Annotated in this window: 11 protein-coding genes; 1 reads left to right on the top strand and 10 read right to left on the bottom strand. The window is 42.5% G+C overall.

Features of this window, described 5'->3' with window-relative positions:
* Positions 1 to 77: 77 nt before the first annotated feature.
* A complete protein-coding gene (locus tag ACZ5KY_RS10465; RefSeq protein WP_464243843.1) occupies positions 78 to 1493 on the bottom strand; it encodes a sigma-54-dependent transcriptional regulator in 1416 nt (471 codons plus the stop codon).
* Positions 1490 to 4399 carry a Cache 3/Cache 2 fusion domain-containing protein gene (locus tag ACZ5KY_RS10460; protein ID WP_464243842.1) on the bottom strand — a complete coding sequence of 970 codons (2910 nt, stop codon included), beginning with the start codon at positions 4397 to 4399 and terminating at the stop codon, positions 1490 to 1492. The genes ACZ5KY_RS10465 and ACZ5KY_RS10460 overlap by 4 nt, the downstream gene beginning before the upstream one ends.
* 198 nt (positions 4400 to 4597) lie before the next feature.
* Between ACZ5KY_RS10460 and ACZ5KY_RS10455 the strand changes: the two genes are divergently transcribed.
* Positions 4598 to 6211: a fumarate hydratase gene (locus ACZ5KY_RS10455; protein ID WP_464243841.1), complete on the top strand. Its 1614-nt coding sequence runs from the start codon at positions 4598 to 4600 to the stop codon at positions 6209 to 6211.
* 78 nt (positions 6212 to 6289) lie between these two features.
* On the opposite strand, the gene recQ is transcribed toward ACZ5KY_RS10455, so the two are convergent.
* From recQ to ribD, 8 genes are all read right to left on the bottom strand, one after another.
* On the bottom strand, positions 6290 to 8092 hold the full coding sequence (recQ, locus tag ACZ5KY_RS10450) for a DNA helicase RecQ (RefSeq protein ID WP_464243840.1): 1803 nt from the start codon (positions 8090 to 8092) through the stop codon (positions 6290 to 6292).
* Between the two features lie 122 nt (positions 8093 to 8214).
* Positions 8215 to 9744 carry a SulP family inorganic anion transporter gene (locus ACZ5KY_RS10445; protein WP_464243839.1) on the bottom strand — a complete coding sequence of 510 codons (1530 nt, stop codon included), beginning with the start codon at positions 9742 to 9744 and terminating at the stop codon, positions 8215 to 8217.
* 178 nt (positions 9745 to 9922) lie between these two features.
* Positions 9923 to 11233: a homoserine dehydrogenase gene (locus tag ACZ5KY_RS10440; protein ID WP_464243838.1), complete on the bottom strand. Its 1311-nt coding sequence runs from the start codon at positions 11231 to 11233 to the stop codon at positions 9923 to 9925.
* Positions 11234 to 11245: 12 nt separating this feature from the next.
* On the bottom strand, positions 11246 to 11710 hold the full coding sequence (gene nusB / locus ACZ5KY_RS10435; protein WP_464243837.1) for a transcription antitermination factor NusB: 465 nt from the start codon (positions 11708 to 11710) through the stop codon (positions 11246 to 11248).
* Positions 11710 to 12180, bottom strand: a complete 471-nt coding sequence (gene ribH, locus ACZ5KY_RS10430; RefSeq protein WP_464243836.1) for a 6,7-dimethyl-8-ribityllumazine synthase — start codon at positions 12178 to 12180, stop codon at positions 11710 to 11712. Before ribH ends, nusB begins: the two co-directional genes overlap by 1 nt.
* A gap of 28 nt (positions 12181 to 12208) precedes the next feature.
* Complete coding sequence (locus tag ACZ5KY_RS10425) at positions 12209 to 13414, bottom strand: bifunctional 3,4-dihydroxy-2-butanone-4-phosphate synthase/GTP cyclohydrolase II (protein ID WP_464243835.1); 1206 nt, start codon at positions 13412 to 13414, stop codon at positions 12209 to 12211.
* A gap of 63 nt (positions 13415 to 13477) precedes the next feature.
* The gene (locus ACZ5KY_RS10420) at positions 13478 to 14125 is read right to left on the bottom strand and encodes a riboflavin synthase (RefSeq protein WP_464243834.1); all 648 of its coding nucleotides are present in this window, start codon (positions 14123 to 14125) and stop codon (positions 13478 to 13480) included.
* Positions 14110 to 15252, bottom strand: a complete 1143-nt coding sequence (gene ribD, locus ACZ5KY_RS10415; protein WP_464243833.1) for a bifunctional diaminohydroxyphosphoribosylaminopyrimidine deaminase/5-amino-6-(5-phosphoribosylamino)uracil reductase RibD — start codon at positions 15250 to 15252, stop codon at positions 14110 to 14112. Before ribD ends, ACZ5KY_RS10420 begins: the two co-directional genes overlap by 16 nt.
* Positions 15253 to 15255: the final 3 nt, after the last annotated feature.

Raw genomic sequence — 15255 nt, 5'->3', positions numbered from 1 at the left:
CTGGACGGGAGTTTGCCAAAAACTATAACTGACTAGAAATTATAACAAATGTCATAACGATAATAGACGGGATATTTTTAGTTTTTTTTCAATCGGCGGCTCAATGCTGGTTGTGAGATTCCCAACATACGGGCAGCAATGGATTGATTACCTTGTGCACGGTTCATCGCTTCACCAATGAGTTGTGATGCGACAATTTCAAGCGTTGGTAATTTCCCAGGAAATGAAAGCGATGTATCGCCGACTTCTGCTACCGCAACCTGACTGGCACTACATTGTTCATTGAAGCCAATGGCGTTACGAAACACTTCCATTGATAAGATCCCTTGAGAGTATTGACTCAATGCATCGAAAATAATTGCCCTAAACTCCCGTATATTTCCGGGAAAATGGTAGGTATTTAATAACGTAAGTAGTTGGGGTGGACACGTTGGCACTTTCTTCCCCATACTTTCAGCTGCTAATTTTAAAAAACAGTTCAACAACAGCGGGATATCTTCACGCCGTTCACGTAATGGTGGCAAATTAACCATATGGGTACATAATCGATAATAGAGATCTTTACGAAAGGTCCCTTCTGCCTGTTTTTGAATTAAATCACAATTAGTCGCACACACCACACGTGCTTCAACTCGACGCGGGGTATCGCTACCAAGAGGATAATATTCCCGTTCTTGTAGTAATCGAAGTAATTTAATTTGAGCAGTCAGTGGCAGGTCACCGATTTCATCTAAAAATACAACGCCCCCATTGGCTCTGGCAATCATCCCCTCGCGATTACGCTCTGCTCCTGTAAAGGCACCTCGAACATGACCAAACAGGGTATCACTAAAAGCATTATCATCAAGACCTGCAACATTAACAGCTACCCACGGTCCTTCAGGAGTACTTAATTGATGAATTGCCTTTGCAATGAGTTCTTTACCGACGCCAGACTCTCCAGTAATCAAAACAGGTTCAGGACTTAATGAAACCGCTTCAAGATATTTAAAAATGGAATGCATGATCGGACTGCATGTTACAATATTTTCGAACACTTCAGGGTATTCAAGTTCAGCTGATAAAAGACCAGATTTAAGAATCTTCAACTCACGTTGCAGCTCTTGTTGATGCAACAACCGTTTCAAACCTACTAGCAAATGGCTAATCTCTGTTGTTTTAGTAAAGTAATCACTAGCACCGAGCTTCATACATTTAACAGCAATATCAAGTTGATTTAATCCGCTCAACACGACTACAGGGACTTCGGGATAATCCTGAGTGATTAACGGTAGTAATTGCTCCCCTGTTGGTGGCGGCATGGTCATATCTATGATAATCATACTAACAGCTTGCTGCTGTAATAGATTCATCACCTGATCACTATGCTGACAACAGATAACATTATTAATTCCAGCATTGTATTCGAGAGTAAAATAAAAACTCTCTAACCATTGCAGCTCGTCATCAACAAGCAAAATGGGTAAAGAAGGGTATGGTTGTGGCGTCATCATTTACTCTCCTTAACGCAAGGCAACGAAACAACAATCGTTGTCCCTATGTTAACAGTGCTTTCAATTTTTAAAAATCCAGAATGTTCCTCAATAATACGTGAAGAGATCGACATCCCTAGCCCGGTCCCCCCTGTTTCACGTTTTGTAGTAAAAAATGGATTTGTCACTTTAATCAAATCCTCTTCTTTGATGCCCGCACCTTGATCAAAAACCTCCAGTTCAACCATCTCTTTTTCTGCATTGAATCGTGTCGTAATAATAATCTTGTTATCAACACAAGTAAGGGCCTGACACGCATTCATGATGAGATTGACAATCACTTGTTCGATTCGCTGAGCAGAACCATGAAACGGAGGAATTGTTTCATCATAATGGATTTCAAAATGACGTGTTTCCTTCTTAATCGTGTTGTTTGTTAAGCGAACTGCAACGGCTAAGACATGATTTAGATCAACGGACTGACGCTGCTGGTCATCCCCCTCATCGCGAACAAAGTTTTTCAAGTCGTCAACAATAAACTTTATCCGCTGACTGCCATCAATGATACGGTCAGGTAATCGCTGTAATGTATCGCGTAAGCGACTGTAAGGTAAGCGTCCAAGTTGGAAATCACCATGTTGTTGTGCATAATCATCAAATAATGGCAAAGCAGCAGCAACGATCTCTTTTAAGATTGGCGCACTATGCATAATCACACCATTAGGATTATTAATTTCATGAGCAACTCCCGCAGCAAGTTCCCCCAAAGAGGCCAAACGGGCTGAACGCATTGTCTCTTCTTTTAATATCACCGATTCACTAATGTCACTGGCAACCTCAATGACATTAATAACATTACCAAGACTATCAAATTGAGGAAAAGCCTTAACCCCCCACTTTGTTCCATCGGGAGAAGCTATTTTAGCTGATTGCATTTCACCCGTTGCGAAACAATCGCGTACGGGGCACTCTTTACACATTTCAATATTTTTATTCCAGAGTGTATAACAGGCTCTCTGTGGAATTTTGGCATCACGTAAATTCCAGCGCCGTTGACCATGATTACTCCAACGAATCCGCATATCTGGGCCAATGACTGAAATAACATCCTGTATACCATCAAGAATGGACTTAAATTCAGAAGATAAAAGTTTATATTCCTCTTCACGCTCTTCAAGTTGGCGCTGAACCTGTTTTAAGGGGGAGATATTTTCATGAATGACAATGATACTATCAACACAATCTTTAGTATTGTACATTGGGGCGGCAGAAACAAGTAAATCTAAGCACTTACCCTCTTTAGTAAACTGTTGAGTCTCTTTTGCATGAACAATAATTCCATTTATAACAAGATTGCGATTCGATTCAAACTCTTCAAGGAACTCACTGTGCACTAAAGGGTAGCCTTTACCCAGAACCTCATCCGCGCTCCAACCAAAGATCCTCTCGGCACTAGGATTCCATAGCATGACGAGACCATCTAGATCGAGGACAATAATAGACAATGGTGCCTCGTTTATCACCGTTTTCAATGTTGTAACAGTTTGCTGTAATTCATCTTCAATAGTGCGCCGCGCATTGATCTCACGATCCAATTGATCACGCGAAGTCGTTACTTGCCGTAAGTTTTTCACCATCAGATTAAAAGATTCGTATAACTGGCCTAATTCATACCCCTTTGCTGGCTCAAGCTGGAACTCAAACTCACCACGACCAACTTCCTGAAATGCTGTAACAGCTTGTTCAAGAGGTTTTGAGATGCCACCCGCTAACCGATAGCCAATAAATAAAGCAAAAACAAACCAAATAAATGCAACGGCACACACTAAGCCTAAGGTTCTGTTTAACATAAGATCAAGACGAGATTGTGCTGAACCAAGATATTTGGGACTATAGACAACACCGATCACCCAATCCCAAGGTTCAAAGTAATAATAGGCCATTACGGTATCGTGTTGTATGGAATGATCATGTGATATTGGGTCAATATCACGAACCACTGTGACCACATTGGATTGTGGCAAAAAATTCATTTTAGTAAATGATTCAAAAAAATCTTTTACATATTTATCCTGCTCAACATTATGTTGTTCCGTTTCTTCCACATGTGAATGCTTACCAACAAATTTACGCCCAGTTCCCGCACCAACAGATTCCAACATGAAGATATGGCTATCATCACCCAATGCGACATTATCAATGGCATCAAATAATGCAACAAAATCGGATTGTCGCTCACCAACGTAAAGCATACCAACAATCTCACTTTTGTTGCTGTTATACAGTGGCATGTACGCGGTATTGTACCAATCTGTCACCACATAGGCGCGACCAACAAACACTTCGCCCGCTAAAACCTGACTAATAACCGGATCAACGTTGCCATCGGGGTGAATGGCTGGGATAAAAGTCCCTGCAGCAGAGTCACCCGTAGCACTTGGCACCGTTGAAGAGACGCGCAACATATCTCCAGAACGGTTCATTCGTTGAAATAACGTGCAAGTCACACCTAGAATTTTTGACACATTACGGATGAAATCATCTGTATTATTTTTTTCATCACCACTTGGGCTCTGCAACACAAAGTGTGGTAACCGTAGCTGTTGAACAGAAAGATCATATTGATTCATCGCGTCCCATTTTCGCAACGGGACTTCACCAACCAACAAACCTGAACGTTCCATCAGTGCATAAACCGCATTAAGATCATGAATGAGGCGTTGTTCAACTTCAGTCTGCAACGCTTCAATCATCAGGTAGGTGTTATAGACACCTTTTTCTGCATCATCAATACCAAGGAGTACAAGCTCCTTCTCAACTTCAACTTCTACATTACCGAGTTGAATAAAGATGACAGATGTAATAGAGATGGTCGTCAACAGAACAAGGATCAATGCCAACATGGCTATTCGTGAATGAATCTTCATCTTATCACCAAGGCAAAAGGTTAAGATCTTCAATCTACCTGTTTTAATGGAACATCTCAATGGTACGGCGAATAAAAAACGTGTGAACTATCGACAACTGTATACAGTTTACTTTATACTGCGTTGATTATTGAGACGCGGCAGAGCAATCTGTTTTTTTATCCCATTAAGTGTGCAATGTTTTTAAGGAGAGAAACGATGTCAGAATTTAAGTATCAAGATCCATTCCCACTTGGAAAAGACGATACCGAGTATCGTCTATTGACCGCAGACCATGTTAGCACTGCACAGTTCGACGGTCAGGAGGTACTCAAAGTTGCCCCTGAAGCGCTGGCATTTTTATCCAATGAAGCCTTTCGTGAAGTAAACTTTTTACTGCGCCCTGCTCACAACGAGAAAGTGGCACAAATTCTCACCGATCCAGAAGCTTCAGACAATGACCGTGGTGTTGCGATGGCAATGCTTCAAAATGCTGTTGTTGCAGCTAAATTTGAACTCCCTTTTTGCCAAGATACAGGTACGGCATCAATCTTAGGCAAAAAAGGCCAAAGCGTTTGGACTGGCTGTAATGACGCTGAGCAACTTTCAGCTGGGGTTTACAAAACATATACTGAAGAGAACCTGCGTTACTCTCAAAATGCACCGATTAACATGTACGATGAGGTCAATACCAAGTGTAACCTCCCCGCACAGATTGATCTGATGGCCACTGAAGGCAATGAGTATAAGTTTCTATTCGTTGTTAAGGGTGGCGGCAGTGCGAACAAGAGTTATCTCTACCAAGAGACGAAAGCAACCATCAACAAGAACACATTAGTTGACTGGCTTGTTGCAAAGATGAAGTCTCTCGGAACAGCAGCTTGCCCCCCTTACCACATTGCATTTTGCATTGGTGGCACGAGTGCTGAAACCTGCCTCAAGACAGCTAAACTTGCTTCAGCTGGCTACCTTGACAAGCTGCCAAGTGAAGGCAACGAAGGCGGTCAATCTTTCCGTGATCTAGAGTTAGAAAAAGAACTCGAGCAACGCGCTCAAGAGTTGGGCATTGGTGCTCAGTTCGGTGGTAAGTATTTTGCTCACGACATTAAGGTCGTTCGTTCAAGTCGCCACGGTGCTTCTTGCCCAATCGGTATTTCTGTATCATGTTCTGCTGACCGTAACATTAAGGCAAAAATCAACAAAGACGGTATCTGGCTTGAGAAGATGGACAACAATCCAGCTCGCTTAATGCCTGAAGGCTCACGCGGTTCACGTCCTAGTGTCGTAAGCATTGACCTCAATCAGCCGATGAAAGAGATTCTCGCTGAACTATCTAAGTACCCAACCAAGACACAACTATCCTTAAACGGAACCATTGTTGTTGGTCGTGATATTGCTCACGCTAAATTTAAAGAGATCATTGAACGTGGCGAAGAGCTGCCACAATATCTCATGGATTACCCCATCTACTATGCTGGTCCAGCTAAGACTCCAGCAGGCAAAGCCTCTGGTTCATTTGGACCTACGACAGCAGCCCGTATGGATCCATATGTAGATATGCTTCAGTCTCGTGGCGCATCGATGATCATGATCGCTAAAGGTAACCGTTCACAACAAGTGACCGACTCCTGTGATAAGCATGGCGGTTTCTATCTTGGTTCTATCGGTGGTCCTGCGGCAGCACTTGCTGAGTACAATATCAAGAAGGTTGAATGTCTTGATTTTGAAGAACTCGGAATGGAAGCCGTTTGGAAAATTGAAGTGGTTGACTTCCCTGCCTTTATCCTTGTTGATGATAAAGGTAACGACTTCTTTAAAGAGCTTGGTTTTTAATCTCGCTTTTCCAGAAGAGTAACAAAAAAAAGCCAGAGCAATCGCTCTGGCTTTTTTATTTCAAAGAAACCTTTACAATCAGTCATCTCCAGAACAAAACTCATGTATCTCATCAATAAACAATTGACCATATTTCTCAAACTTATGCTTACCGACACCATTAATTGCCAACATCGCTTGTTCGTGAGAAGGGAGATAAAAAGCCATCTCAATTAAACTGGCATCACTGAAAACAACAAACGGTGGAACATTGCTATCATCGGCAACGCGCTTGCGTAAACCTCTCAAACGTTGAAATAATGCGTCGTTATAATCGAGATCAATCGCCCTCTTCTTAACAGGCTTTTTAGTTATATTTTTAATTCGTGGCCGCGCAAGTTCCAAGGTCTGCTTGCCAACAAGAACGGAGCGTGATAATTCCGTTAACTTTAAAACAGAATAATTGGCAACATCTTGATAAAGAAAACCTAAATGAACCAACTGACGGATCAAACTGCTCCAAGCATCCTGAGTTTTATCTGCGCCAATAGCAAAGGTACTTAATTGATCGTGATGAAGCTCTTTCATTCGCTTGTTTTGCGACCCACGTAAGACATCAATCACATGCTTAGCACCAAATCGTTGACCAACACGAAAGACACAAGACAACACCTTCTGTGCATCCTGTGTTGCATCATACCGATCGGGAGGATTCAGGCACATGTCACAATTGCCGCAATCTTCGACGGTTTTCTCACCAAAATAACCCAACAAGGCTCGTCGACGACATGTGAGCGGTTCAGCATAACTCACCATCGCATTTAATTTATGGATTTCAATACGATTCTGATCAAGATTATTCCCCTTCTCAATCAAACCACGAGCGATGGCAATATCACCATAGCCAAACAGCAACAGTCCTTCAGCGGCTAAACCATCACGACCCGCTCGGCCTGTTTCCTGATAATAACTCTCAATATTTTTCGGCAGATCATAATGAACAACAAAGCGCACGTTTGACTTATCAATACCCATCCCAAACGCCACAGTAGCGACAACAATCTGAATATCATCGCGCAAGAAATCTTCTTGAACATGTTGCCTGACGCTATCAGCTAGACCAGCATGATACGCAGCAGCACGGTACCCTTGCAAAACTAATTTAGCGGTAATCTCTTCAACACGCTTACGACTCAGAGCATAAACAATACCGCATTCATCATTGTGCTGTTCTAAAAATTTCACCAACTGAAGTTGCGGTTTTTGTTTGTCAATGACTGTATAGCGAATATTGGGACGATCAAAACCAGTTATAAAAACAGCAGCCTGAGTAAGGTTGAGCCGTGCAAGAATATCTTGCCGCGTTTGTGGATCGGCAGTAGCTGTCAGTGCAATAAGAGGAACTTGGGGGAAGTGCTGGCGAAACTGGCCCAGTTGGACATATTCAGGACGGAAGTCGTGCCCCCACTGCGAAACACAGTGTGCCTCATCAACAGCGATAAGCGCTAAAGGAATATCACGCAACCGTTCGATAAAAGCGGCACTCATGAGTCGTTCAGGAGAAACATAGATTAAATCAAGATCATCGCTATGCAAACGAGCCAAAACCTGCCGGGCTTCTTCTGCCTTTAACGATGAATTATAATACGCAGCGCGAACACCATTGGCATTAAGCGCGTCAACTTGATCCTTCATAAGAGAGATCAAGGGGGAAACAATGATCGCAACACCACTGCGATGCAAGGCTGGGATCTGATAACATAATGATTTACCACCACCTGTTGGCATTAGGACGAAAGCATCTTCGCCAGCAATCAGCGTTTCAATAATTTTCTGCTGATCAGGGCGAAACTCCCGATAGCCAAAAACCTTCTGCAGGGTTTGTTGTGGTGAATCTGTCAAGGTAATGCCTTATTAAGTGCGTTAACCATCTTATGTCATCGCTGCAAAGATCAACATTATGCAGCGAACAACATCACTGTAAAACAAAAAAAACGCCACAAGGGCGCTTTTAATGTTCAATATTAACCAAGTTCGTCTGTAGCAACATGATATTGCGGATCACCAACCTGCTCGACAACAACCATCTTACCCGCAGTACTTAACAGGTCACGGCACTCTGAGCTTAAGAAGGTCATACAAAGTGTTTTACCTTGAGCTTGATATCGTTCACCCAAGCTGTTAAGCGCTTCAAGTCCAGAATGATCACATACGCGAGATTCTTGAAAATCAATCACAACAGTATCTGGATCTGTTTGAGGCTTAAATATTTTATGAAAGCTATGAACAGAGCCAAAAAATAATGGTCCAGACAAGTGGTAAACTTTACGTTGTTGGTCATCAGTGCTTGAGGTCGCTTTAATTTCCTTGGCACTATTCCATGCATAAACAAGCGCAGAAACAATAACACCTACAGCGACAGCAATAGCTAAGTCAGTAGCAACGGTAACCGCAGAAACAAGAATAAGAACAAGCGCATCACTTCTTGGGATACGATTCAAAATACGAAGACTTGACCATGCAAAGGTGCCAATAACGACCATAAACATAACACCAATCAGAGCAGCAATCGGTATCATTTCAATTAAACCAGAGGCAAAAACAATGAAAAACAACAAGAATAATGCTGCACTAATTCCAGACAATCGGCCACGGCCACCTGAATTAACATTAATCATACTCTGACCGATCATCGCACAGCCTCCCATGCCACCAAAAAAACCAGTCACAACATTGGCAAGACCTTGGCCTATACATTCACGATTACCACGACCACGTGTTTCGGTAATTTCATCAATAAGAGTCATGGTCATCAACGACTCAATGAGTCCAATTGCCGCCAGAATAATCGAGTATGGTAAAATAACTTTGATCATCTCTAGATCAAAGCTAACTTGAGGAACATGAAAAGTCGGTAATCCACCGGCAAGAGAAGCCATATCGCCAACAAGTTTTGTTTGTAAATCAAAGCCCATAACAACAGCTGTTACGACAACAATCGCTACCAATGAAGAAGGAACTGCACGGGTAAGCTTTGGTAAGAAATAGCTGATTGCCATCGTCATCACAACTAAACCAACTAATAAATATAAACTACTACCTTGGAGCCATTGCATATTGCCTGCGGCATCTTTAATTTTAAATTGACCGAGTTGAGCAAGGAAGATAATGATAGCAAGACCGTTAACAAAGCCAAGCATAACGGGATGGGGGATAAGTCGGACAAACTTTCCAATCTTGAAAACCCCTGCACTAATTTGAATAATCCCCATCAGCACGACGGTAGCAAACAGATATTCAATGCCATGGCGGGCAACGAGATCAACCATAACAACGGCCAGTGCACCTGTCGCTCCAGAGATCATACCAGGACGACCTCCAGCTACGGAAGTAATAAGACCAACGATAAAGGCTGCATACATACCTACCAATGGTGGCACACCAGCAACAAAAGCAAAGGCTACGGCTTCAGGTACCAACGCCAAGGAGACAGTTAGACCTGATAAAAGATCGTTTTTATAACAAGCAGTTTTACGAACGAAAAGCTGAAACATGAAAGTCCTTCGGGGAGTAAAGAATTAAAAAAACGCTGACAATAGGTGTTCTACCACAAAGGACAAGAACTAATTTTGACAGTATAATAAGAATATTCTAAATAAAAGATGGTTCGATAAAAAGCAAAAAAGCGCCGCACCGCGACGCTTCTTCACTACATTTTAAGACAAATCAGACTTAGGCGAGGTCATTCTCCATACGAATAAAGAGACTTTGCTCTTTTATTGAATCTAATGCATCAATTTCGTCTAACGCATGCTGAATATCACACTCTTTAGCATCATGAGTCAGCATAACGATGGGAACACAACCACCCAATTGTTGTTCAGGCTGTACCATTGACCGGATGCTAATATTTGACTCACCAAGTACTGTTGAAATTTGGGCGAGCACTCCAGGACAATCTTCAACCATGAAGCGGATATAGTAATGACAAGAGATATCTGAGATCTCACGAATAGGTAACGTAATGATTTTTTCTGTCTGGTAGCCTAAAGTTGGTGTCATCGTTTGGCTGCCACTGGTAATGGAACGTGACAAGCTAATGACATCTCCCAAAACAGCACTTGCCGTTGCATCCATTCCTGCACCACTACCATTCAACATCACAGGGCCGACAAAATCACCTTGAAGACGGACAGCATTCAATACACCCTTAACATCTGAGAGTGGATAACTATCAGGAATCATTGTTGGATGAACACGAGCTTCAATAACACCATCCACTTTTTTTCCAATGGCGAGCAACTTAATCTGATAGCCAAATTGACGCGCATAGTGGATATCTAATGAAGTGATTCGTGTAATACCCTCAGTGTATATCTTATCAAAATCAACCCATGTACCGAAGCACATCGAAATCAAAATTGATAATTTATGTGCGGTATCAATCCCTTCAACATCAAAAGTTGGATCAGCTTCAGCGTAACCTAACTTTTGTGCATCAGACAACACAGCACCAAAATCCTCACCCTCTTCTGTCATACGAGTCAGGATATAATTACATGTACCATTAAGAATACCTGAGACATCACTAAACTCATTGCCACCCAAGTTTTCCCGTATGGAGGCCAAAACAGGAATACCACCGCCAACAGCAGCTTCAAGCAAAATACTTACACCGTTTTTATCGGCAATCTGTAGAAGTTCTTCACCATGAATTGCCATAAGAGCTTTGTTGGCTGTGACAACATGCTTACCATGCTCTAAAGCTTTAATGACAAAAGTTCGAGCAGGCTCGTAACCACCGATAAGTTCAATAACAATATCAATATCAGGATTGGTCAGAACACTATTTGCATCATTGATTAAAACACCTTCGTCGAGAACAACACCGCGATCAGTTGTCACATCAAGGTCGGCAATCGATGCTAAAACAAGTTTTGCACCAAGACGCTGGGAGATTAGTTCAGTGTTTTGTTGAAACATTCTCACAACACCAGTACCAATCGTACCAAAACCGAGTAACCCTACTTTTATCTCTTTCATCTCACCCTCAGTCTAAGAATTAGTTTTAACTTGTTTAGCTACTTTATCGAGCACACCGTTTAGGAAAGATGGCGTATCTTTTGTCCCGTAGCGTTTTGCAATCTCGATGGCTTCATTGATGACCACCCCAGCAGGGGTTTGAGGCATCGACATCAACTCGTAACTCGCCATGCGCATCAGGGATAAATCTAAACGAGGCATACGATCAAGAGCCCAGTTTTTCGATGTTGAAATCAACACCTTATCGATCTCTTCAAGATTTTCGTAAACACCAGTAACTAACTGCTCAGTGAATTCAATAACATCAGCAGGCAGAGAGCTGTCAACTTCCTCTGGTTCGCCTAAGACATCGGCACTAAAACGAAAATTCAGCCAGAAATCACTCAGTACTTTCTCAAGAGGCTCTTCCTGATCATAGAGGCTATACAACACTTTTACGGCATACTCACGCCCGTTACGTCGTGACCCGAGGCTCATCAGTTAAGACTCTTAAAAAGGTTAACCATCTCAATGGCGGTCGTTGCAGCTTCAAAACCTTTATTGCCAGCTTTAGTCCCTGCTCTTTCGATCGCTTGCTCGATAGTATCTGTTGTTAACACACCAAATGCAACCGGTACACCTGTAGCAAGACTTACCGATGCCACCCCTTTTGTTACTTCATTGCTCACATAATCGAAATGAGGAGTTGCACCACGAATAACAGCGCCAAGACAGATGATCGAGTCATACTTCTTTACACCTGTAGCTAGTTTTTGAGTTGCAAGAGGAATTTCAAAAGCACCTGGAACTCTGACGACATCAATGTCTGCATCATTTGCACCATGTCGAACTAAAGCATCAATAGCACCTTCAACAAGGCGCTCACCGATAAAGCTATTAAAACGTCCAACCACGATAGCCACTTTATGTCCCGTAGCATCAAGTTGACCTGATATATTATTTACCATGTTTTAAACTCCTAACTATTTATTGTAATTAAAGATTTTCTAGCAAATGACCCATTTTTTCTTTTTTAGTTTTCAAATAGCGCTCATTGACTTTATTCGCTGACATCTCAATTGAAACACGTTCGACAACTTTTAAGCCGTACCCTTCTAAACCGATAATCTTTTTTGGATTATTGGTCATCAGACGGATATTCTTTAAACCAAGATCAGCTAAAATTTGAGCACCAATACCGTAATCACGAAGATCTGCTTTAAACCCAAGGGCTTCATTGGCCTCAACAGTGTCATGACCACAATCTTGTAAAGCATAGGCCTTGATCTTATTCACTAGACCGATACCTCGGCCCTCTTGACGCATATAAACAACGACACCTGCACCAGCTGCATCAATTTGAGCCATCGCAGCTTGAAGTTGCTGACCGCAATCACAGCGTTGTGAACCAAAGACATCACCTGTTAAACATTCAGAGTGAACACGTACCAAAACAGGGGTCTCTGAATTGATATCACCTTTGATCAAGGCAATATGCAGTGCTTCATCGACATCATTTTCATAGACAATCGTTTTAAAATCACCGCCGAAATAGCTAGGGATGTTCGTTTCTGCTGCGCGATGCACTAAAAGCTCTTTACGCATTCGATACTCTACAAGGTCAGCGACTGAGACTATTTTCAGATCATGCTTTTTAGCAAACTTTGTCAAATCAGGCATGCGAGACATGGTGCCATCATCATTCATCACTTCACAAATGACTCCGGCAGGTTTAAGCCCTGCAAGACGAGCCAGATCGACGGAACCCTCGGTTTGTCCTGTACGAACTAAGACACCACCCTTACGTGCTCGCAAAGGAAAAATGTGACCAGGACGGGCTAAATCAGCAGCGGTAGAATCATCAGCAACGGCCACACGAATGGTCTGTGCTCGATCGGCTGCGGAGATACCCGTTGTCACACCACGCTTCGCTTCAATCGAAACAGTAAAACCAGTGCCAAATGATGACGTATTATCTGAAACCATCATCGGTAGATCTAGAAAATCGGCACGATCTTCAGTTAAAGAGAGACAGATCAATCCACGACCCTCTTTAGCCATGAAGTTTATCGCTTCAGCAGTAACCATTTCAGCGGCCATGGTCAAATCGCCTTCATTTTCACGATCTTCATCATCAACCAAAATCACCATTTTACCTTGGCGCATATCCTCTAAAGCTGCTTCAATTTTAGCTATTGGCACAATCTAAACCCTTTCATGACCAGCAATATTAATGTGCTGGGAAACGATAGAATACTATTAGAATTAAACAAACCCATTTTGAGCAAGATGCTCCATGGTCAATGATCCAGTTGAAGGTGTAGTGCGAGCCGTCATCAACTTTTCAACATAACGAGCGATAATATCCGTTTCAATGTTTACCTTACAACCAATTTTAATATTATTGAGTGTCGTTTTAACCAAACTATGCGGAATAATCGACACACTAAAGGTCTCTTGAGTAACTAAATTCACCGTTAAACTCACACCATCGATGGTGATTGAACCCTTCTCAACAATGTAACGTAGCGTATTTTCAGCAGCACGAAAAGTGAAGAGTGTCGCATTTCCATCATCCTGACGACTGATAACTACGGCGGTATCATCAACATGTCCACTAACTAAATGTCCACCCAAACGATCCGACAAACGCAATGCCCTCTCTAAATTAACCGATGAAGAGGGCGATACTTGCGCAAGGCTGGAACTCGACAAGGTTTCAGGTGAGACATCAGCAACAAATGACCCACTACCTAACTCTACTACAGTGAGACAGATTCCGTTAACGGCAATACTGTCGCCAAGAGCCACTTCGCTTAAGGGTATTTGAGTTAAAATCTCAAGACGAGCACCACCATTACTCTGACGCAATGACCGTACCGTGCCAACATCTTCAATTAGACCGGTAAACATGTAACAACCTCACCTTCAAGTAAAATATCATTACCGAAGTTCTGAGTTCTAACTTCTGTTAATTCAAGTGCATCAGACAGCTTAGTCACACCTGTACCAGCAAACAACCCTTTAGCATCATTACCACCAATCAATTTTGGTGCTAAATAGATCATAACGCGATCGATCAACTTTTCAGCAAAAAGAGAACGATTTAAAATAGCGCCACCTTCAACAAGAACACTTTGGATCTTTTGCTCACCAAGCCGATTCAACAGGGCTTCAAGTTCAACTTGATTATTCTTAGTTGGTAAGACAAGTACTTCTACTGTAGAGTTTGCTCTTAATTGTTCAATTTTTTTATGGCTTGCCTGTTCTGTTGTCGCAATGACCGTTTTAGCTAATGAATCAAGGTGTAGAATGGTTGCATCTAACGGAATCCGTAACTGCGAATCAACCACAACTCGAATTGGATCTCGGCCACCATGCGACAATCGGGTCGTTAAGCGAGGATTATCATTCAAGACAGTACCGATACCCACCATGATAGCGTCAACGCGATCACGTACGTGATGAACATGTTGACGGCTTTTCTCATTGGTGATCCATTGTGAATCACCCGAAGACGTTGCTAAAAAACCATCTAAAGTTAATCCGGCTTTAAGTATCACCAACGGTTTACCCGTCGTAATATGTTTCACAAAAGGGGCCAAAAGGTGCCGACACTCTTGCTCACAGACACCGACAGTAACCTCAATACCAGCTGATCTTAAACGTTCGAGCCCTCGGCCACTCACCAAAGGATTGGGATCTTCAACGCCAACAAATACCCGAGATATTTGAGCGGCAATAATCGCTTCGCAACAAGGACCAGTTTTACCCTGATGTGAACAAGGTTCAAGGGTGACATAAATATCAGCACCTTTACACAACTCGCCAGCATCACGTAGTGCAAAAATTTCAGCATGAGGTTGACCCGCCTTGGGATGAAACCCGCGACCAACAACTTTGCCATCAACTACCACAACAGAACCAACCGCAGGATTCGGAGCGGTCCGCCCCACCCCCCGTCGTGCTAATTCAAGAGCTTGGCGCATAAAGGCAGAATGGCAACACTCATCGTGATCATTATTAGAAGATAAAAACAAGGT

This window comes from Desulfuromonas svalbardensis, assembly GCF_055389415.1.
Note: the sequence above shows the minus strand (reverse complement) of the source record. Positions and strands in the feature narration are given on the sequence as shown.